Raw genomic sequence first — 20,074 nt, forward strand, 5'->3', positions numbered from 1 at the left:
ATCTCCTTCCAATATCTTTTTTGGAAGCGAGCATAAAGAAAACAAAAAAAAGCGAGACCTTTGCCTGTAATAAAAATTACAGACAAAGGTCTCGCTAAGCATGTGTGGTCTTCTTCATGCCAGCAGCGCCGATGGATAAATCCATGAAGTGACGACGCTGCTTTAGGTTTGCACCTAACGCTACTCCCCTTCGACTATTCGTCAAAGAAATTTATTTTTCACAATATTAGTATATTCAATTCTTTTTAGTTTGTAAACTTTTTTCTTTTTTCGTCTCCCGATCAAAAAAACTAAACACAACCGGAATAACAAAAAGCGTTAAAAACGTACTGGAAACCAAACCACCGATTACAACGATCCCCATCGGCTGGTTGATTTCCGTCCCATCACCAATTCCTGATGCAAGTGGAATAAGCCCAAGAATGGTTGTCAGAGCTGTCATTAATATTGGACGGACCCTGTCTTTAACAGACTGGACAATGGCTTCTGTGCCAGAGTATCCTTCTTCTTTTCGCTGTAAAATATAATCAACAATCACAATGGCATTGTTAACGACGATACCGACCAAAATTAAAATACCAATTACAGCAGGGATACTAAGCGGCAAATTTGCCATAATAAGCGACAACGCTACTCCAATAATCATTAATGGTACTGTAAACATGATAACAAACGGATATTTAAATGATTCATACTGGGCAGCCATAACAATGTAAATAAGTACGACGGCCAGCACCATTGCCATAATCATATCATCCTTTGAATTATCCAAAAGCTCTTGGTCTCCGCTGTATGAAACAACGGTTTGATCCGATAAGTGCAAGCCGGCAATTTTCTCATCTACAGCCGAAGAAATGTCTCCCAGATTTTGAGATGCTGCATAAGTAACCGTAAATTGAACGGCATCCTGTCCATCAATATGTCGAATATTAACAGGTCCTTTTGTTACTTCAATATCCGCTAATGCTTCAAGAGCCAAAAAGTTGCCAGCTGGTGTTTTAACAAGCATTTTCTTTAATTTTTCCAAATTTGCTGTTACATCTTTATCGTACCGGACGTAAACCGCTTTTACTTCCGAGGATTCTTCTTGGATAATCTGTGTGGCAAACACGCCGCGTGTTGCGTCATTAACGAGCTGCGCTACTTGAGCAGGCGCAAATCCAGCTGCCTGGGCTTTTTCACGGTTGACTGTTATTTGTATTTCGCGAACCGTTTCATCCAGGTCTGTTCGTACATCTGTTACACCATCAATTGCTTCTACTTCCGACTGAAGCTTTTCAACTACATGATCAAGACGGGTTTTATCACTGTCCCGTACACTAAAAGACAACGTTTGCGGAGTAGTTCCAGATGCAGATTGAAGATTAAACCTTACATCCGCTGTTTTATTTACTTCTTTTGCAGCCTTCTCTGCGGCTGGCTTCACATGATCTACAAAGTCAAAAATAGACCGGTTCCGGTCTTCTTTCATTTTCACATACAGTTCGGCTTCATTTGCACTGTCTCCTCCACGAAATGATCCTTCCTGCGTCGATCCAATTAAACTTACGTATACCTGTGTATCCTGCTCACCGGCCAGCACTTTTTCAACAGCTTTAACCACGCGGTTTGTTTCACCGAGGGAAGTTCCATTTTCCGTCTCTACCCGAACCGTTACAAACCCTTCATCGGTTGGAGGCAAAAACTGAGTTCCCACTTTCGTTAACCCGAACACACCTCCAGCCAGCAATGTCAGTGCTGTACCAAGGACAATCAGCCGATGTGCGAGTGACCATCTCACAGCTCTCTCAAATAACATCAGCCGGCGTGACTGCTGGCGCTTCATTTCCAAATCGGCCGGTACCGTTTTTAAAAAGCGGCTGGCCAGCATCGGTATCACGGTTAAAGCAACGAAAAGTGAAGCCAGCAAGCTGAAGGAAATGGTTAAAGCGAATTCTTTGAAAATCTGACCGAGAATCCCCGAGATAAACACAACAGGCAGAAAAACAGCAACGGTCGTTAAAGTAGAAGCTGTAATCGCCGCACCGACTTCTTTAGCGCCGTCATAAGCAGCTGTTTTTGAATCCTTCCCCATTGACAGGTGCCGGTAAATGTTTTCAATGACCACGATCGCATTATCAACGAGCATTCCGATCCCGAGGGCAAGAGCGCCCAGAGTCATAATATTCAAATTGAACCCAGCCAAAAACATGAGTACAAACGTAATAATAACGGAATAAGGAATGGCTACTCCAATAATAAGCGGGCTTCTGATGTTTCGTAAAAAGAAGAAAAGAACCGCCATGGCCAGCGCCCCGCCAACAACGAGAGAATTGGCGATGTTTCCGATTGCCAGCCGGATATAATCTCCCTGGTCTGTTAAAATATTGGCTTGAACGGATTTGTATTCGTCTTTTTCCAGAAGCTCATCCAGCTTTTCCTGGAATCTCTTTGATACTTCTGCTGTATTTGCATTTGATTCCTGAAGAACACTTAATAAAACAGCCGGCTGCTCGTTCGCTCGTGTAATGGAATTTTCATTCAATGGTTTTTTTTGAACAACTGCCACATCGGCTATGCTTATTTCTTCTCCAGTAAGCGGGTTAACAGAAATGATTAAATTTTCAATGTCTGCCAGGGATGTTAACTGACTGATAACACGCGTAGTCAGCGTTTTCCCTTCTGTTTCCACTGTGCTGCCCGGAAGTGATACGTTATTGGCACCGATTACTTGAACAACGTCAGATTGCCCCAGCCCATATTCCTTTAATTTTTCTTCATCAAGCTCCACAATAACTTCATCGGCTGTTGTTCCTGTAACCGATACATTCGCCACACCCTCTACGGATGACAAATTCGTCTGCAGCGCTTCTGCCAAACGCTCAAGGTCTTCTTCTGCTCCTGCCTGAAGGGACAGCTGAATAATAGGAAACTGTGATGGATCAAACTTTAACAGCTGAGGTTCCCCTGCACCGTCTGGCATAGGTGTCTGCCCAATCCGCTGCAGTATATCGTTCTGGACATCATCTATACTTGTACTCCAAGAAAATTCAAGCAAAATAAAGTTGGATCCTTCCTGGGAGGTCGATGAGATATTTTCTATGCCTGGAAGAGTGGCCAGATTTGTTTCAAGCGGCTTGGTTACTTTTTCCGATACTTCCTTCGGGCCAGCCCCTTCATAATTAGTCACCACCACTGCGATCGGCGGATTTAAATCCGGAATTAATTTTAACGGAATCCGGGTTAAGGAAACGATTCCGAGAATAATAACTAAAAACATAATGACCGTCGTAAACACGGGCCGGTCAATCGAAAATCGGCTTAGCTTCAACCTGCTTCCTCCTTCTTTCTTGACTGATTCTTCTTTAACTATACCGAATGATCGGCCCACTGACCAAATTGAACACTTTTACGGCCAAAAAGAAAGAAGCCTTTTGACAAGGCTTCTTTAAAAAGAAATTATCCAATTAAGTTATACAAACGAATATTTGGATGCTTATCCTGGAACCAGCGGAGCGCAAAGTCATTTTCAAACAAGAAAACAAGCTTGCCATGACGGTCGCGCACAAGCGTGCTGCGCGAAGACGACATGGCATCGGTAATATCCTCTTCGTTTTCAATCCAGCGGGCAATTTTTTGGCCGATTGGCTCCATGCGCACTTCTGAATTGTATTCGCCGACCATCCGGTGCTCAAATACTTCAAATTGGAGCTGCCCGACAGCCCCGAGAATATACTCTTCTGTACGGACCGTTTTATACATTTGAATGGCGCCTTCCTGTACAAGCTGCTCAATTCCTTTGTGAAAGCTTTTTTGCTTCATCACGTTTTTCGCTGCCACTTTTACAAACAGCTCTGGAGTAAACTGAGGCAGCTTTTCAAATTGGAAAATAGGCTTGCCGCCTGTAAGGGTATCGCCAATTTGGTACGTTCCTGTATCGTATAGTCCGATGATGTCCCCACTAACCGCTTCATTAACCGTACTGCGGTCGTCCGCTAAAAATTGTGTAGATTGGGACACCTTTGTTGTTTTTCCTGTCCGGGCGAGTGTAACCGCCATACCGCGCTCAAACTTGCCGGAGCAAATACGCAGAAAAGCAATCCGGTCACGGTGAGCCGGGTTCATATTCGCCTGGATTTTAAAAATAAAGCCGGAAAATTGTTCGTTCAGCGGATCAATTTCACCTGCGTCAGCGTTGCGCGGCTGTGGCGGTGGCGCAAACTGAAGGTACGTTTCTAAAAATGTCTGTACGCCAAAGTTTGTGAGTGCGCTGCCGAAAAAGACGGGTGATAATTCACCTGAATTAATTTTTTCCCGCGAAAATTCATTGCCTGCTTCTTCAAGCAGTAAAATATCATCCATCGCTTCTGTGTAAAGAGAAGATTCTTTAATAGGATGGTCGACCGCAATATGCCCCTCTTCATCAAGCGGCAAAAAGCGATCCGCTTCTTCTGTACGGAATTGCTCAACTCGCTTGTTATAACGGTCATAAATGCCAAAAAACTCTTTCCCCATGCCAATCGGCCAGTTCATCGGATAAGACTGAATGCCGAGCACCTCTTCAAGCTCCTCCAGCAGTTCAAGCGGCATTTTCCCCTGGCGGTCCAATTTATTAATGAACGTAAAAATCGGAATACCGCGCATGCGGCATACTTTAAATAATTTGAGTGTCTGGGCTTCAATCCCTTTTGCCGCATCGACAATCATTACGGCACTGTCAACCGCCATCAGCGTCCGGTACGTGTCTTCCGAGAAATCCTGGTGACCCGGTGTATCCAAAATGTTTACATTGTACCCTTCGTAAGCAAACTGCATAACAGAAGAGGTGACGGAAATTCCCCGCTGCTTCTCGATTTCCATCCAGTCAGATGTAGCAAATTTGCCTGTTTTCTTTCCTTTTACCGTTCCGGCGTCACGGATTGCACCGCCGAATAGGAGCAATTTCTCTGTCATTGTCGTTTTCCCGGCATCCGGGTGAGAGATAATTGCAAACGTTCGTCTTGATAATACGTCTTCTTTAAATGATGCCATTCTGTTCTTCCTTTCTTTCCTTACACATTTATATTCTGTTAAATCAGATAAGCTATATAAGTAAGTATTATTTTAATGTTGCGTCTTTTTCCAAACAGTTGAATCGCCAACGCTGTTAATTATAAACTAGTCAGATGTGGATGTGTAAAGAAAATTAAAGGAGTGTTTAAAATGTCGTTCCTCTGGGGACTATTTGGGATTGTAATCGTATTAGGGATTGGATTTCTTTTCTCGACCAATCGGAAGCGTATCAACTGGCGGACTGTATTAGGGGGACTTGCTTTCCAGCTTGTTTTTGCGTTTGTTGTTTTAAAATGGAGCTTCGGGCAAAAAATGATGCTGAAGCTGACGGAAGTCGTCAATGCGATCACTGGCTATGCAAATGAAGGAATCAACTTTTTATTTGGCGGCTTTTATACAGAACAATCTGGTATTACATATGTATTCGCCTTAAATATTCTTCCGGTCGTTATCTTTTTCTCGGCCTTGATTTCTGTTTTGTACTATTTAAACATTATGCAGTTTTTCATTAAAATCATTGGCGGATTTCTATCATCGCTTCTCGGTACCCGTAAAGCAGAATCCATGTCAGCTGCCGCTAATATCTTTGTCGGACAGACTGAAGCACCGCTTGTAGTAAGACCTTATATTCAAAAAATGACGGAATCAGAATTGTTTGCGGTCATGACAGGCGGTCTTGCATCGGTTTCGGGCTCTGTTTTGATTGGCTACTCCCTTCTTGGCGTACCGCTTGAGTACCTGCTTGCGGCAAGCTTTATGGCTGCACCGGCTGGACTTGTCATGGCAAAACTGTTTCTTCCAGAAACGTCGGATGTGCCTGAACCGAAAGAGTTTAAAATGGAATCAGATGAGGATGCGGTAAATGTGATTGATGCAGCTGCCAAAGGAGCAAGCGTCGGTCTTCAGCTGGCTTTGAACATTGGCGCTATGCTGCTGGCGTTTATCGCAATTATTGCCTTGATCAACGGCCTGCTCGGATGGGTTGGCAGCTGGTTTGGTTTAAACGACCTTTCACTTGAAATGATTCTTGGTTACCTTTTCGCACCAATTGCGTTTGCCATCGGTGTTCCGTGGCAGGAAGCTGTCACGGCCGGCAGCTTTATTGGACAAAAGCTGGTTTTAAATGAATTTGTTGCTTACTCCAACTTTGGCCCGCAAATCGACGACCTGACGCCAAAAACAGTCGCGATTATCAGCTTTGCTCTTTGCGGGTTTGCCAATATTTCTTCATTGGCCATTTTAATAGGGGGCCTCGGCAACTTAGCGCCATCACGCCGCCCTGACATTGCCCGCCTTGGCTTGAGAGCAGTTATAGCGGGGGCTCTTGCTTCCCTGCTTAGTGCTGCGATTGCTGGTATGCTTATTTAGTTGTTTGGTCGCTTCTTTTCGCGGGGAAATGATAGAAGAAACGAAATCTGACCCGAAAAGGAGCGATCTTTAATGGAACCGGTCTATAGGGTGACCGTTAATGCAAAGGGCGGACGGGAAGGAAGCGTCTGGACAGAAGAAGGACCGCTGAACCTTGAGCTGACCACTCCATCCATATTCGGCGGCCAGGGACAGCTGCGAACAAACTATCTTGAGTTATTTGGCGCTTCAATTGCTGCCTGCTATCAAAACGCCGTGCAGCAGGCTGCCGGTATTGATGATCATGCAGATGAAACGTTTGCTGATGTTGCTGCACAAGTTGATGTGTTGAAAGACCCTGAGAGGGGCGGCCACCGTCTCAGCATTATGCTTCATGTGAAATTTTACGGAGGCCGTTTTAATGAACTGCTTGATCAGCGTGTAATTGATGAAGCCAGCGGGTTCTGCCCGCTGATTAAAGCACTCGAAGGTGAATGTGATTTCGCCATTCGGAAATACTAAAGAAAGAGCAATTGCTCTTTCTTTTTCTTTTGTCTTAATTGTGAAAATATTCCCAATTAATTTTTATTCATTTTTTTGGTTTGATCTATTTGATATCGGGAATACATAAACCATCAAAGCATTACAAATAACTTTACCAGGAGGAAAACATCATGGGCTTTATTATCTTCTTAATTGTCGGTGGAATCATCGGCTGGTTGGCAGGACTTATTCTAGGTAAGGATATTCCAGGCGGGATCATCGGCAACATTATTGCAGGTATTATTGGCGCATGGCTTGGCGGCGCAATCTTCGGTGATTGGGGACCAACCATCGGTGGAATGGCTATTATTCCAGCTTTAATCGGCGCTATCATCCTTGTTGCCATTGTAAGCTTTATCCTTAAAAAAATGCGTCACGCTTAATAAAAACGTCATCCTTTTTAAAAGGATGACGTTTTTTTGCATTAATCTTGAAAAGCCTGTTCAAAATCCCGAATTAAATCATCTGGAGATTCGAGCCCAACGGACAATCGCAGCAATCCGTCTCGAATGCCACGCTTGTCCCGTTCCGCATCCGGCATAGCCGCGTGGGACATTTTTGGCGGATATGACAAAATGGATTCAACCGCACCAAGACTGACCGCAAATACTGGAATTTTTGCACGGGCAGTAAAACGGCGTACCGCATCTGCATCTTCTAATTCAAATGACAGCACAGCGCCGCCGCCTGCTGCCTGGCGGAAGTGAACGGAATGGCCTGGGTGCTCAGCAAGACCTGGATAATACACATGCTTTACTTTTGGATGAGAAGCCAGGTAATGAGCAATTTCAGCTGCCCCTTTTTGCGATTGCTCCATCCGGACTGATAATGTTTTTAATCCTCTCAGCACAAGCCAGCAGTCCTGAACACCAAGCACCGCTCCAAACGAGTTTTGCAGCGCATAAAATTGAGCAGCTAATTCTTCATCTTTTGCTACAGCGAGACCGGCCAGCACATCGCTGTGCCCGGATAAAAATTTTGTTGCACTATGAAGAACAAGATCTACACCAAGCTCAATGGGCCGCTGCAAATAAGGAGTCAAAAAAGTGTTATCTAAGAATGTCAGGCATCCGTTCGCTTTAGCGAGTTTCACAACACCCTCAATATCGGTTACTTTGAGCAGCGGATTAGACGGCGTTTCCATGTAAAGCACTTTTGTATTCGGCTGAATAGCTTTAGCGACAGCATCCAGATCTGTCATATCGACAAATGTATGTTCAATGCCAAAGCGTGTGAGCACGGATGTAACCATTCGGAACGTGCCGCCGTATACGTCATCTGTCACCACTACATGATCGCCTTTTGATAAAAGCATAAACGCTGTAGAGATAGCCGCCATACCGGAAGCGAACGCAAAACCACGCACGCCGCCTTCCAATTCAGCAATTGCTGCTTCTAGCGTTTCACGAGTCGGGTTGCCGGACCGGCTGTAATCATACTGGCCGAACGTATCAAAGTCAGACTGATGAAACGTAGATGCATGCTGAATCGGCACACTAACCGCGCCGGTATTTGGATCAAATTTATGATTGTTATGAAGTAATTTGGTTTGAAATGTATAGTCGCTCAACTCGTTGTTCATCCCTTCATTTTTTGAAATGCCTGCTCGAGATCTGCAATTAAATCCTCCGCATGTTCGATCCCGATTGAAAAACGTAAAAGCCGGTTACAGACGCCGTTTGCAACACGGATTTCTTCCGGTATATCCATGTGTGTTTGTGTGGCTGGATACGTCATAAGACTCTCTACGCCGCCCAGGCTTTCCGCAAAGGAAATAATCTGCAAGTTTTGCAGGAATGCATTTACCCACTCTTCTGACTGTAAGCGGAATGACAGCATACCGCCCTGTCCCGGATATAAAACATCTGTAATATCATCATGCTCTTTTAAAAATGACGCAATTTTTCGACCGTTTTCTGTATGCTGTTTCATACGCAGGCTGAGTGTTTTCATGCCGCGGACAAGCAGCCAGGAATCAAATGGCGCGAGCACGGCACCGATTGCATTTTGAAAGTCAAAAACACGAGCCGCCAGTTCCTCACCTTTTACAGCAATTAAGCCGGCCAGCAGGTCATTGTGCCCGCCAAGATATTTCGTGGCGCTGTGAAGAACAATATCGGCACCCTGCTCAATAGGACGCTGCAGCACTGGAGTATAAAATGTATTATCCACAATCAACAGCAGACCGTGTTCTTTTGCAAAATCAGAAACGTCTTTGATGCTGATTTCGTTCATAAGCGGGTTGGTTGGCGTTTCCAAAAAGACCGCTTTTGTTTTCTCGGTTACCAATTTTTTTGTTTCACTCAATGATTCAAAGCTGTCATATGTAAAGTCGAGGCCAAACTTTTTCCAGGCTTTTTCAAATAAGCGGTACGTGCCACCGTACAAGTCAGCTGATACTAAGAAATGATCACCCGGCTCAAACAAAGACATTAAAGTATGGATAGCGGCCATGCCGGATGAAAAAGCAAATCCTGCATCTGCTCCTTCAAGATCAGCGATCGCTTTTTCGACGACCTCGCGGGTTGGGTTTCCTGTCCGCACGTAGTCATAGCCTGTGGACATGCCAATTCCCTCGTGGCGATAAGCTGTTGAAAAATAAACAGGCGGATTAACTGTTCCAGTTGGATTGTTTGTACGGTTGCCGAGTTGGGCAAGCTTTGTTTCAATATTTGTCATTTCTATCGCTCCTTTTAATATAAAAAAAACAAGCCTCCATGGAAGAAGGCTTGTTTTTACACTTCTTCTCATCTCCCGGACGGTGTCAGTCCGCTGGATTTAGCACCTTTGCCGATACGGCCGGTTGCTGAAGCATCGTCGGGCCAGTCCCTCCGCTTCTCTTGATAAGGTTTGTTTAATTGATCTTATTTTCTAAATGTACAGGAAAAAAGAAAAGAACACAACCCTTTTATTTATCGGGACATTTTTTGCCCGATTCTATTTACAACCCTTCTGAAAAGCGATACAATACAAAAATAAATTTTCAGAAAATTTGAATCAGTTTCCGGTTTGCATTGCTATGAAAATTAGAAAACTGAACAGAAAAGGGGAATCACATTGAAAGATTTACGTCAGGATGCACTTGACCTTCATCGTCACTATCAAGGAAAGCTGGAAACAGCAGCGAAAATGGGGGTTACAGACTTAAACGATTTAAGCCTTGTTTATTCGCCAGGCGTGGCTGAACCCTGCCTTGAGATTCACGAAAACCCAGAAAATCTGTATGAGTATACGATGAAAGCCAACACAGTGGCAGTTGTATCAGACGGTTCAGCTGTTCTCGGATTGGGAGATATCGGCGCCCATGCTTCCCTTCCCGTAATGGAGGGGAAAGCTATTTTATTTAAAAATTTTGGCGGTGTGGATGCTTTTCCGCTTTGCATCAATAGCAGCGATCCAGAAGACATTATCCGAACGGTAAAACTTACTGCTTCATCCTTTGGAGGCATTAATTTAGAAGATATCAAAGCGCCCAACTGCTTTTTGATTGAAGAGCGTCTCAGAAAGGAAATGGATATTCCTGTTTTTCATGACGACCAGCACGGTACAGCGATCGTTACAGCTGCCGGTTTAATTAATGCGTTAAAAATTGTGGACAAGTCCTTTTCTGATATCAAAATTGTCATTAATGGTGCTGGTTCGGCTGGTATAGCCATCGCTAAACTGCTTCAGGCATTTAACGTAAAAAATATTATTATGTGTGATACGAAAGGAGCAATTTACGAGGGACGGACCGCTGGGATGAATCCGATTAAAGAAGAAATTGCTTCGTTTACTAACCCGGATAAAGTGAGCGGACCGCTTGAGGAAGCTGTAAAGAATAGCGATGTGTTTATCGGTGTCTCTGCTGCAGGAGCGCTGACACCGGCTATGATCCAGACGATGAAGCCGGATGCGATTGTTTTTGCAATGGCCAACCCGACGCCGGAAATTCTGCCGGCAGATGCCAAAGCAGCCGGTGTACGCGTGATCGGCACAGGCCGCTCCGACTTTCCAAATCAAGTCAACAATGTTTTAGCTTTTCCGGGCATTTTCCGTGGGGCGCTTGATACACGGGCTTCAGATATCAATGAGGAGATGAAAATGGCTGCTGCTTTTGCCATTGCCTCTCTTGTAGGCGATCAAGAACGCTCTGAGGAATATATTATTCCATCTGCATTTGATCCGCGTGTAGCACCGGAAGTGGCTGCTGCTGTTGCGCAGGCAGCGATGGATACCGACGTTGCGCGAAAACATGTTTCCGTTGAAGCAATCCGCCATAAAACGTACCAGCTTTCTTCCCTTCAAGTAAAGCCGGCAGCGATCTCTCTTTCTTAAATCGTTATACAAAAAAACCCCATCTGTTTAGGGGTTTTTTTTCATATAAGGCTGTTTATGGCATATAAATTAAGGTAATGTAAATAAATATCATTTAATTATTAATTTATTGTAAAGTTTATGTTAAGATATAAATAGAAGTATTGACAAATGGAATGGAGGAAGGAGTGGAATGAGCTATGACAGTAGCTGAATTTTACGGAGGAGTTGAGTATTCTGTTACGCAATTTGCGATACAGCTTACAAACGAAATAAAAGAAAAAATCGTTAAGCGCGATTTATTTTATAAAGAGCAAATTACCCACTATATCGAATGCCACGCATTACGCTTTATTCAATCATTAACCCTCTCACCGGCCGTTTCAGCTGTGATGAAAAAGGAAATCATCCATCATGTGCTTTTCAAGCTGAAACCGGTTATGAACCGTCATGTTGTTTTCCAAGTAATCAAATAAAAAAGCACCCGCGACGGGTGCTTTTTTCGTTACCATTGATGTTTACGCCGATTGATTTCACGCCGATTGTAAATTTGTTTTTTTTGTTCTGATTTTCGCAGTCCGTCTTCAATTTTTGCAGAGACGATGCCAAGGAGAATGCCTAGCAGGGCACCTGCCCCTACTTCAACCGGCTGGTGGCCGAGCAATTCCTTTAATTCTTTTTCGCGCTGCACGTATTGAAAACTCGGAAATTCACCGGAAAATTTAGCAAGATTGTCTTCAAGATCATTGACCAGCTGGGCAATTTCTCCCGTATGACGGCGGATGCCTTGAGCATCATACATTACAATGACACCAAAAACAGTTGCTAATGCTGTTTCCGTGTGGCGCCACCCTTTATTTGCAGCCACATAAGAAGCCAGTGCCGACACGCCGGCCGAGTGAGAGCTTGGCATACCGCCTGTTGTAAAGGCTTGTTTTACATCCCAATTGCCACTTACTTTTTTATGAGTAAAGATTTTCAGCCCTTGCGCAATGCCGATCGCTGACAGCGCTGTTAAAATACCACGGTTCATTTTTTCCATTCCTACGCCTCCACTTCGCTTGTGCACATATCTTCTCCTTTTTTCATACCCAAAACCCGGCTCTAATATGCAAACAAGTTTCATTTTGTTACGTAGTGATGATGAGATAAATAGCTTTTTCTTGAATAGAAATGGCAGCAGGCGTCATGCCAATTACTTCACCATCAACCATTACCGGCACCGGCCGGCTCGTTTGAACCATGATACTTTTTCCTTTTTTATAGGCAACTCCTGTACGCAGTACCGGGTCCCCTTTCATAAGAAGCGGAAACAGCCGAAAAAGCAGCCGTCTTCTCGAGACAGTATGCACAAGTGTAATGTCGGCTACTCCATCAATAGGATGGGCATACGGACAAATGACAAGCCCTCCCCCATACAAAGACGTATTGCCGCTTGCGATCATCCAGGTGCGGTCTGATATGTATTGATCCTCATCAATCGTAACAATGCTTTTAAATGGCTTGTAGTGAATAATGGATGAAAGGGCGCTCAGCTTATAAGATAGGCCGCCTGCCCCAAGTTTATGAAGCGTTTTTTTATAAAAAGCCCGGGCTGCCTGTCCGGCAATATGAGCATCCAGGCCAATACCGGAAACCGTCAGCCCAAAGCCGTTGTTGACTTTCAACACATCGATCTGCTGCGGAGTTTTTGACAGCAGGCCTTCTACAAAAGCATGTGGATTTTTCGTCAAGCCAAACATACGGGCGAGGTCATTCCCCGACCCGGCCGGAAGTAAAGCGGCCGCTGTATCCGCGTAAACAAGATCCTGTATAACCGCGTGAAAGGTTCCGTCGCCGCCGATCACTGCCACAGCTTTTATCTTTTTTTCTTTCATCCGCTTCCAAATAAACTCACGGGCTGCTACGCCCGAACCTCCCACAAGCGCTTCATAAGGAATCTGTTTCTTTTTTAAAATACCCTCAACTTTTTTCCACAAAAAAACCGCCTGTCCGTTTCCGGAAGACGGGTTGATAATAAATAGGTACATTGCTTCACCCCAACCTCGTTCCAAATGCCTTTTTCTTATCATAGCACGAAAAAAGGCCTGCTGGTTTGCTTTTTTATAAGAAGTTGTTTTTTAAAAGTGCTGCAGCGGAAGCAGGATTTTCAGCCAGGCTGATGGCCGTAATCACAGATACTCCGTCGGCTCCGGCCCCGATGACCTCTTCCGCGTTTTCAAGCGTAATACCGCCAATACCGACTACCGGAAACTGTGGATAACGCTCTTTCATACGGCGGATTAAACCCGTGCCTGCCACCGGGCGGGTATCCGTTTTCGTTGCGGTGGCATATACTGGACCGGTCCCGACATAATCAGCTCCATCTTTTATCGCTTGTTCAAATTCTTCCATCGTATGAACGGATACTCCGACAATACCGCCTTTTAGCTTCTCACGTACGATGGATGCCGCTTCATCTTCCTGGCCAATATGAACACCGTCTGCACCAATGTCGACGGCAAGCTCAATATCATCATTGACAATAAACGGGATGCCTGCTTCCCGGCAGATCGCCTGAAGGCGCTGCGCGGTTTGTTTTTTGGCAGCTCCTGCGAGCGCATTCTTTCCTTTTTCCCGGAACTGAAACATCGTAATGCCGCCGGCAATGGCTTCCTGCAGGATGGTTTCAATCGGCCGCGGGCAGTTCGGCGTACCGGCGATAAAATACACAGCCAGCTGCTCGTTTCTCATAGCTGTCCTCCCCGCTGGCGATGTGCCCAATGATTAGTCGGTCCATGGCCTTCTCCGATATGAAGACCGTCTTCAATCGCCGCCTGAATAAAAGATTTAGCCGTTTGAGCCGCCGCGCGGACAGATGCACCCTTTGCAATCTCTGCTGTCATAGCTGCTGAAAAAGTACAGCCGGTTCCGTGAGTGTCTTTTGTATCAATCCGCCGGCCGGTAAACGTGTGGAACGCCGCCCCGTCATATAAAAGGTCGGATGTTTGATCTCCTTCCTCATGACCGCCTTTAATCAAGACGTTTTTCACTCCGTAAGAAGCAATCCGCTTTGCCGCTTCTTTTTTATCGGCTTCTGAACGAATGGTCATTCCTGTCAGCACTTCTGCTTCAGGAATATTAGGGGTCACAACAAGCGCAAGCGGAAGCAAAACCTTTTTCAATGCTTCAGATGCTTCCTTCTGCAGCAATGAGGCACCCCCTTTGGCAATCATCACAGGGTCAATGACAAGGTTGTGGCACTCGTATTTCCGGAGTGTCCAGGCAGCGGCTTCAATAATGCCAGCCGAAAACAGCATCCCTGTTTTCACGGCATTTACTCCGATGTCTGACAGTACCGCTTCAATTTGCTTTTCTACGGCTTCAGCTTCGATCGGATACACACCGTGTACCCCGAGTGTGTTTTGTGCTGTAACAGCCGTTAAAGCGGACGTGCCGTACACACCCAATTCTTGAAATGTTTTTAAATCCGCTTGGATGCCAGCGCCGCCTCCGCTGTCAGATCCTGCAATGGTTAATGCTTTGGCTACTGTCATATTAAAGCACCTCTACTTTTCCGTTTTCAATTATGTCCTGGCTGCTTGTTTGATAAAGTTGATTAATAAACCCGGCAGCAAACGTACCCGGTCCGTCTGCACCCGGCGCAGCGGCAGCACGTTCCGCAGCCACACCATAAAAGGACAGCGCTGCTGCAGCTGCTTTTGCGTAGTTTTTTTCAACCGCGCAGAAAGAAGCAATTACAGCCCCAAGAAGACAGCCTGTCCCTGTAACGCGCGTTAAAATAGGATGGCCGTTTTGAATGGCATATGCTTCTTCCCCAAACACACTATCTTCCTTGCCGGTAATCACACAAGTAAGGTTCAGCAATTCGGCTGCTTCCCTTGCCAGTTTGCGCACATCTTCATTTCCGCCGCCGTCTACTCCTTTTACTTCAACGGACCGTCCGCACAGTACGGCAACTTCTCCTGCATTCCCGCGCAGTACATCCACTTTTACCTCTGATAAAATGCGCTTGGCGCTTTCTGTGCGAAATAGAGTGGCTCCTGCCCCGACAGGATCAAACAAAACAGGAATCCCTTTTTCATTCGCTGCTTTCCCTGCTAAAATCATGGCTTCTACCTTAGAAGCTGAAAGTGTACCGATATTGAGGACAACGGCAGACGCAATACGGGCCATATCTGCTGCTTCTTCCACGGCATCAGCCATAACCGGGGAAGCACCCAGTGCAAGCAGGCCGTTTGCCGTAAAGTTTGTCACAACAGTGTTGGTTAAATTGTGAATAAGCGGCTTTTCCGCTCTTACTTTTTGGAGCAGCTGAGCTGCATCGTGATTATTCATTAGAAATGATCCTTTCGTTGAAACATTCTTGTTTTTTTCAAGCGGACGGCCAGAAGAAGACCAAGCACGGCCCCTGTCACGCTGCTGATGAGAAATGCCGGCATAAAGGCAAATGCGGCTGCTTTCATACCGAGAAATAAGTTGGCGATCGGTACAGATACAAGCGAAGCGATCACGCCGGTTCCTGCTATTTCTCCCACTGCGGCAAGAGAAGGCTTCTTCCATTTTTGATAAGCATACCCGGCCAAAAGGGCACCAATCATACTGCCTGGAAAAGCGAGAATCGTTCCAAGCCCTAATAGATTACGAACAGCTGCAATTAAAAAAGCGATGATGACTGCCGGGCCGGGACCGAGCAAAATGGCCGCCAGCACATTGATGGCATGCTGGACAGGAAAGGCTTTCGCCGCCCCTGCCGGAAACCAGATAAAAGTGGCGCCGAGAACGCCAATTGCGGCCAGGAGAGACATTACCGCCATTTTTTTAGGGGTAAACAACTGATTTTTCCTCCTTCATACAAAAAACGGCTCAGCAATACGCTGAACCGTTTTTTCGTCAGTGATTGCTACTTCCCTACGCCGGCATGATCCGGATCAGGTTATTGGGGTTAAGGACATTCCTCTCTCAGCCTGAAGGCACCCCCAGTAGGCTTTTATGTATGATGTGTTTTATTTTTACACAGTTGTATGAACCTCGTCAACTGTGCATCCGAAATACTCATTTTTTCCATGAAAAAAGCCGGCAAAAGCCGGCTTTTGGTGTCATTACGCGTCGAATACTTCTACCTTCTCCATTACATCGCCATTTTTCATAGACTTTACAGCTTCAATGCCTGATGTTACCTGGCCAAAAACAGTATGAACGCCATTCAAATGAGGCTGCGGCTCATGAACGATAAAGAACTGGCTGCCGCCTGTGTCTCTTCCTGCATGTGCCATAGATAGAGACCCTTCCTGATGTGTATGCGGGTTTCCTTCTGTTTCACATTTGATTGTGTAACCCGGACCGCCCATTCCTGTTCCAGTCGGATCGCCGCCCTGGCTTACAAATCCCGGAATAACACGGTGGAATACAACACCGTTGTAAAATCCTTCATTCGCTAGTTTCTCGAAGTTTTCTACTGTACCCGGTGCTGCCTCCGGAAACAAATCGAATTCGATTTTCGCTCCGTCTTTCATTTGAATATAGCCTTTTTTCGCCAAAGTAATCGCTCCTTTAAATTTAATCTTTCTTATCATACCACGCACCATTCGATTTTAAAACAAGAGTGTTTTCGGGCAGAAATGTTTTCCGCTTTCATCAAATCTCGTTTTCTCTTATAATAGAGAAAGACTAAAAAGGGAGTGTGATGTCGATGTTAACACGTCCCGGACTGTGGTGGAAAGCAGCGATTGCTTTTTCGCTGCTCATAGCAGCCGTTGTATTTTTATATGTACGGGATACGAATCAAGCGACTGTCGTTCCGTTTTCATCGGTTGAATCTATTATTCAAAAAGAAAACGGAAAAGTAGTTGAGCTGGAGGAGCACCCTGACGGCAAGCTGCATATTTCCACACAAAACGGCGAGTTTACTTCTTATATTTCTCCGGGAAGCGATGCAGTTGACGAATTGAACAAAACATACAATATTCGCTATGAATATGTAAAAGCCAATCCATATGAAAGCTGGATTATTGTACTTGTTCTGTTAACAGCATCGGCCATTGGGTTTTACATTTACCGAAAAAAAGGCGGCGGCATGGGTGTGGCTCACTCAATGAAAAACAGCCTTTCACAGGCCCGTCCCCTTCCAGATATTACGCTTGATGATGTCGGCGGTCTTGCGGATGAGATGAAGGAAGATATTCTGCAGACGCTGTCGATTTTAAAAGAAAGAGATTTATCTACCCGCCTGGGCCTTGAACCGCCGCGCGGTATTCTTCTATACGGACCGCCGGGCACAGGAAAAACGCTGCTCGCTCAGGCTATTGCCCGTGAAATTGGCGCTTCTTTCTTCTCATCAAGCGGTTCCGCTTTTACAGAGCTGTTTGTCGGTGTTGGTGCATCGCGTGTGCGCAGCTTGTTTACAGAAGCACGCAAACAAAAACCAGCTGTTATTTTTATTGATGAAGTTGATGCATTAGCCGGGCGCCGGAAAACACACGGCGGCGAGGAAGGCGAAAAAACACTGACTGAGCTGCTTGTCCAGCTTGACGGCGGCCTTGACAATGATGGCATTCTGTTTATCGCTGCGACAAACCGGCGCGACATGCTTGATGAAGCCTTTCTCCGCCCCGGCCGTATTGATTTCTCGTTCCATGTGACTTTGCCGGATGCAAAAGGACGGAAAGAAATTATTGATATTCACGCTAAAGGAAGAAAATTAACTGACAACGCCGCCGCCATGCTTCAGGATCTGGCAGAGTCTACCGTCGGCTTTTCCGGAGCTGAATTGTCGGCGCTGTTTGAAACGGCAAGCCGCAATGCCATTCGAAGCGGGCGTGATACGATTGGAAAAGAAGATTTTGACTATGCGCTCGACCGCACCATTTTGGGCACAACAACGCGGCCGCTTGCAGATCCTGCTACAAAGCGGCGTGTGGCGATCCATGAAGCCGGCCATGCTCTTGTAGCTGCTCTTACGAAGCCCGGCTCTGTCCGCAAGGCTACGATCATTCCACGTGGACAAGCGCTTGGTTATGTTGCTCCTGTGCCAAAAGAGCTTCATTTATCAACGGCCAGCGAATTGATTGACCAGGTCGCTATGATTCTTTCAGGCGGGGTAGCAGAGCGCCTTTACCTTGGTGAGCATTCAATTGGCGTAAGCGGTGATGTTCAGCAGGCAAAACAGATCTTAGAACGCATGGTAGATACTGGTATTTTCCAGGATCGTTTTTCCCTGACATTCCGTCAAGCAGACAAGGAAACAAAAATGAATGAGCTGTTTGAAGTCGCACTCGAACGGTCCCAAACATTAATTGAGGAAAACCGAGAGGCGTTCGAACGGCTCGTAGAAGATTTAATGACCAAAGAAACGCTTGAAGGCACAGAAATCGAAATGCTCATTTACCAGCACTAAAAAAAGCCTCCTTTTAAAAGGAGGCTTTTTTGTTATAGTACCTTGCTTAAAAAGGCTTTCGTCCGTTCGTGCTGAGGAGCATCAAACAGCGCTTTCGGTTCGTTTTGTTCCACTACATAGCCATTATCCATAAAAATAACCCGGTCGCCCACCTCGCGGGCAAAGCCCATTTCATGCGTTACGACAATCATGGTCATTCCGTCCTTAGCCAGCTGCTTCATGACTTCCAGCACTTCCCCGACCATTTCAGGGTCAAGAGCCGATGTTGGTTCATCAAACAGCATGACCTTCGGCTCCATGGCAAGTGCACGCGCAATCGCCACACGCTGCTTTTGTCCCCCGGAAAGTGAATCCGGATAAGCAGAGGCTTTTTCGGCAAGACCTACTTTGGCCAGCAGGACCCGCGCTTTTTCTTCTGCTTCTGCTTTTTTTACCCCCCGTACATTGATGGGGGCGAGTGTAACATTTTCAAGAATCGTTTTGTGAGGGAATAAGTTAAAGTGCTGAAATACCATTCCTACGTCTGTTCGAACCTCGTTAATATTTGTTTTCTTATCGGTTAAATCTTTTCCATCAATGATTACGTGCCCGCCATTAATTGTTTCCAGCATGTTTAAGCAGCGGATAAACGTTGATTTTCCTGATCCGGATGGACCAATAACCACTACCACTTCCTGCGGTGATACATCAAGGGAAATGTCTTTCAGCACTTCATTGTCGCCAAAAGATTTTTTTAAGTTTTTAACGCTTATCATCAGTGCTTAATCTCCTTTCAACATAATTCATCAAGTAGGTAAGTGACAGTGTCAGTACAAGATAAATAAGTGCAACGGTCAGGTACGGCTCCCATACACGAATATACTGGCCTGCCGCAGCACGGCCCCAATACATCAGTTCAGGCGCAGCCAGCACCGAACCGAGTGAAGATTCTTTTAGTAACACGATAAATTCATTGCCGAGCGGCGGAATTACACGCTTAAACGCCTGCGGCAAAATAACGAGTTTCATCGCCTGCACGCGCGTCATCCCAAGAGAGCGCGCAGCTTCCATCTGCCCTTTATCAATAGATTGAATACCTGCCCGGAAAATTTCCGCAATATATGCTGCCGCATTCAGAGACAATCCAATCACAAGAGATACAACGGGGTTAGAAGGCGACATAAACAACGGTACTATCCCAAAATGAATAATTAATAGCTGTACAAGGAGCGGTGTTCCCCGGAAAATATTAATATAAATATTAAAGGGAAGACGAATCCATCTATTAGTTGACATTTTTCCGAGCGCGATAAAAAGCCCGAGTACAAGCCCGGCCAGCACACCGGCAAGGGAAACACCGAGCGTGACTTTTAAGCCCTGCAGAAAAAACGGCATATAATCTGTGATAATATCAAAACGAAAATCCATTTTTTTCTCTCCTTTCATAGAAAATGGCTGCCCGTTAAGAAATGGACAGCCGTT

19 protein-coding genes and 3 riboswitches are annotated in these 20,074 nt (G+C 45.6%); of the genes, 6 read left to right on the forward strand and 13 right to left on the reverse strand.

The genetic code is table 11. The features are described 5' to 3' along the window. Positions 1-28 precede the first annotated feature (28 nt). Positions 29-201: riboswitch (yybP-ykoY riboswitch) on the reverse strand. A 34-nt stretch (positions 202-235) separates the two neighbouring features. Next, positions 236-3,310, reverse strand: a complete 3,075-nt coding sequence (locus M3221_RS04840) for an efflux RND transporter permease subunit (RefSeq protein WP_251270396.1) — start codon at positions 3,308-3,310, stop codon at positions 236-238. A gap of 128 nt (positions 3,311-3,438) precedes the next feature. Then, positions 3,439-5,010: a peptide chain release factor 3 gene (locus M3221_RS04845; RefSeq protein WP_251270397.1), complete on the reverse strand. Its 1,572-nt coding sequence runs from the start codon at positions 5,008-5,010 to the stop codon at positions 3,439-3,441. A 171-nt stretch (positions 5,011-5,181) separates the two neighbouring features. Here M3221_RS04845 and M3221_RS04850 point away from each other — a divergent pair, with 171 nt between their 5' ends. The 3 genes from M3221_RS04850 to M3221_RS04860 all read left to right on the forward strand — a co-directional run bounded on the left by M3221_RS04850 (position 5,182) and on the right by M3221_RS04860 (position 7,304). Then, positions 5,182-6,399: a NupC/NupG family nucleoside CNT transporter gene (locus tag M3221_RS04850; protein ID WP_251270398.1), complete on the forward strand. Its 1,218-nt coding sequence runs from the start codon at positions 5,182-5,184 to the stop codon at positions 6,397-6,399. Between the two features lie 72 nt (positions 6,400-6,471). Next, positions 6,472-6,900, forward strand: coding sequence for an OsmC family protein (locus M3221_RS04855; protein ID WP_251270399.1), 429 nt, complete (start codon positions 6,472-6,474; stop codon positions 6,898-6,900). A gap of 152 nt (positions 6,901-7,052) precedes the next feature. Further along, the gene (locus M3221_RS04860; protein ID WP_251270400.1) at positions 7,053-7,304 is read left to right on the forward strand and encodes a GlsB/YeaQ/YmgE family stress response membrane protein; all 252 of its coding nucleotides are present in this window, start codon (positions 7,053-7,055) and stop codon (positions 7,302-7,304) included. A gap of 41 nt (positions 7,305-7,345) precedes the next feature. On the opposite strand, the gene metC is transcribed toward M3221_RS04860, so the two are convergent. Together metC and M3221_RS04870 are read right to left on the reverse strand one after the other, a co-directional pair. Further along, a complete protein-coding gene (gene metC, locus M3221_RS04865) occupies positions 7,346-8,491 on the reverse strand; it encodes a cystathionine beta-lyase (protein WP_251270401.1) in 1,146 nt (381 codons plus the stop codon). Positions 8,492-8,499: 8 nt separating this feature from the next. Then, positions 8,500-9,600, reverse strand: coding sequence for a methionine biosynthesis PLP-dependent protein (locus M3221_RS04870; protein ID WP_251270402.1), 1,101 nt, complete (start codon positions 9,598-9,600; stop codon positions 8,500-8,502). A 65-nt stretch (positions 9,601-9,665) separates the two neighbouring features. Then, a riboswitch (SAM riboswitch) is annotated at positions 9,666-9,771 on the reverse strand. Positions 9,772-9,978: 207 nt separating this feature from the next. Between M3221_RS04870 and M3221_RS04875 the strand changes: the two genes are divergently transcribed. Both M3221_RS04875 and M3221_RS04880 read left to right on the forward strand, forming a co-directional pair. After that, positions 9,979-11,238 (forward strand): NAD(P)-dependent malic enzyme, encoded by a 1,260-nt coding sequence (locus M3221_RS04875; protein WP_251270403.1) that lies wholly within the window; start codon positions 9,979-9,981, stop codon positions 11,236-11,238. Between the two features lie 179 nt (positions 11,239-11,417). Further along, the gene (locus M3221_RS04880) at positions 11,418-11,693 is read left to right on the forward strand and encodes a hypothetical protein (protein WP_242232215.1); all 276 of its coding nucleotides are present in this window, start codon (positions 11,418-11,420) and stop codon (positions 11,691-11,693) included. 29 nt (positions 11,694-11,722) lie between these two features. Here the strand turns inward: M3221_RS04880 and M3221_RS04885 are convergent, their stop codons facing one another. From M3221_RS04885 to M3221_RS04915, 7 genes are all read right to left on the reverse strand, one after another. After that, positions 11,723-12,259 carry a divergent PAP2 family protein gene (locus M3221_RS04885; RefSeq protein ID WP_251270404.1) on the reverse strand — a complete coding sequence of 179 codons (537 nt, stop codon included), beginning with the start codon at positions 12,257-12,259 and terminating at the stop codon, positions 11,723-11,725. An 88-nt stretch (positions 12,260-12,347) separates the two neighbouring features. Then, positions 12,348-13,247, reverse strand: coding sequence for a diacylglycerol/lipid kinase family protein (locus M3221_RS04890; RefSeq protein WP_251270405.1), 900 nt, complete (start codon positions 13,245-13,247; stop codon positions 12,348-12,350). Positions 13,248-13,320: 73 nt separating this feature from the next. Continuing rightward, positions 13,321-13,950 (reverse strand): thiamine phosphate synthase, encoded by a 630-nt coding sequence (gene thiE, locus M3221_RS04895; protein ID WP_251270406.1) that lies wholly within the window; start codon positions 13,948-13,950, stop codon positions 13,321-13,323. Next, a complete protein-coding gene (gene thiD / locus M3221_RS04900) occupies positions 13,947-14,753 on the reverse strand; it encodes a bifunctional hydroxymethylpyrimidine kinase/phosphomethylpyrimidine kinase (protein WP_251270407.1) in 807 nt (268 codons plus the stop codon). Before thiD ends, thiE begins: the two co-directional genes overlap by 4 nt. 1 nt (position 14,754) lies before the next feature. Next, positions 14,755-15,555, reverse strand: a complete 801-nt coding sequence (thiM, locus tag M3221_RS04905) for a hydroxyethylthiazole kinase (RefSeq protein WP_251270408.1) — start codon at positions 15,553-15,555, stop codon at positions 14,755-14,757. Continuing rightward, positions 15,555-16,052, reverse strand: a complete 498-nt coding sequence (thiW, locus tag M3221_RS04910) for an energy coupling factor transporter S component ThiW (RefSeq protein ID WP_251270409.1) — start codon at positions 16,050-16,052, stop codon at positions 15,555-15,557. The genes thiM and thiW overlap by 1 nt, the downstream gene beginning before the upstream one ends. A 56-nt stretch (positions 16,053-16,108) precedes the next feature. Next, positions 16,109-16,208, reverse strand: a riboswitch (TPP riboswitch). Between the two features lie 111 nt (positions 16,209-16,319). Further along, positions 16,320-16,757, reverse strand: a complete 438-nt coding sequence (locus M3221_RS04915) for a peptidylprolyl isomerase (protein ID WP_242232222.1) — start codon at positions 16,755-16,757, stop codon at positions 16,320-16,322. 152 nt (positions 16,758-16,909) lie between these two features. Here M3221_RS04915 and M3221_RS04920 point away from each other — a divergent pair, with 152 nt between their 5' ends. Further along, the gene (locus M3221_RS04920) at positions 16,910-18,613 is read left to right on the forward strand and encodes an AAA family ATPase (RefSeq protein WP_251270624.1); all 1,704 of its coding nucleotides are present in this window, start codon (positions 16,910-16,912) and stop codon (positions 18,611-18,613) included. 32 nt (positions 18,614-18,645) lie between these two features. On the opposite strand, the gene M3221_RS04925 is transcribed toward M3221_RS04920, so the two are convergent. Then, positions 18,646-19,368 (reverse strand): amino acid ABC transporter ATP-binding protein, encoded by a 723-nt coding sequence (locus M3221_RS04925; RefSeq protein WP_251270410.1) that lies wholly within the window; start codon positions 19,366-19,368, stop codon positions 18,646-18,648. After that, complete coding sequence (locus M3221_RS04930) at positions 19,355-20,020, reverse strand: amino acid ABC transporter permease (protein ID WP_251270411.1); 666 nt, start codon at positions 20,018-20,020, stop codon at positions 19,355-19,357. The genes M3221_RS04925 and M3221_RS04930 overlap by 14 nt, the downstream gene beginning before the upstream one ends. Positions 20,021-20,074: the final 54 nt, after the last annotated feature.

The sequence above is a fragment of the Domibacillus indicus genome (assembly GCF_023715895.1).
Lineage (GTDB): Bacteria > Bacillota > Bacilli > Bacillales > Domibacillaceae > Domibacillus > Domibacillus indicus_A.

Coding starts and splice junctions, on each gene's coding strand:
- M3221_RS04845 (WP_251270397.1), bottom strand. CDS start 5,010: ATGGCATCATTTAAAGAAGACGTATTATCAAGACGAACGTTTGCAATT.
- M3221_RS04850 (WP_251270398.1), top strand. CDS start 5,182: ATGTCGTTCCTCTGGGGACTATTTGGGATTGTAATCGTATTAGGGATT.
- M3221_RS04855 (WP_251270399.1), top strand. CDS start 6,472: ATGGAACCGGTCTATAGGGTGACCGTTAATGCAAAGGGCGGACGGGAA.
- M3221_RS04860 (WP_251270400.1), top strand. CDS start 7,053: ATGGGCTTTATTATCTTCTTAATTGTCGGTGGAATCATCGGCTGGTTG.
- M3221_RS04870 (WP_251270402.1), bottom strand. CDS start 9,600: ATGACAAATATTGAAACAAAGCTTGCCCAACTCGGCAACCGTACAAAC.
- M3221_RS04880 (WP_242232215.1), top strand. CDS start 11,418: ATGACAGTAGCTGAATTTTACGGAGGAGTTGAGTATTCTGTTACGCAA.
- M3221_RS04885 (WP_251270404.1), bottom strand. CDS start 12,259: ATGGAAAAAATGAACCGTGGTATTTTAACAGCGCTGTCAGCGATCGGC.
- M3221_RS04890 (WP_251270405.1), bottom strand. CDS start 13,247: ATGTACCTATTTATTATCAACCCGTCTTCCGGAAACGGACAGGCGGTT.
- thiE (WP_251270406.1), bottom strand. CDS start 13,950: ATGAGAAACGAGCAGCTGGCTGTGTATTTTATCGCCGGTACGCCGAAC.
- thiD (WP_251270407.1), bottom strand. CDS start 14,753: ATGACAGTAGCCAAAGCATTAACCATTGCAGGATCTGACAGCGGAGGC.
- thiM (WP_251270408.1), bottom strand. CDS start 15,555: ATGAATAATCACGATGCAGCTCAGCTGCTCCAAAAAGTAAGAGCGGAA.
- M3221_RS04920 (WP_251270624.1), top strand. CDS start 16,910: ATGTTAACACGTCCCGGACTGTGGTGGAAAGCAGCGATTGCTTTTTCG.
- M3221_RS04925 (WP_251270410.1), bottom strand. CDS start 19,368: ATGATAAGCGTTAAAAACTTAAAAAAATCTTTTGGCGACAATGAAGTG.
- M3221_RS04930 (WP_251270411.1), bottom strand. CDS start 20,020: ATGGATTTTCGTTTTGATATTATCACAGATTATATGCCGTTTTTTCTG.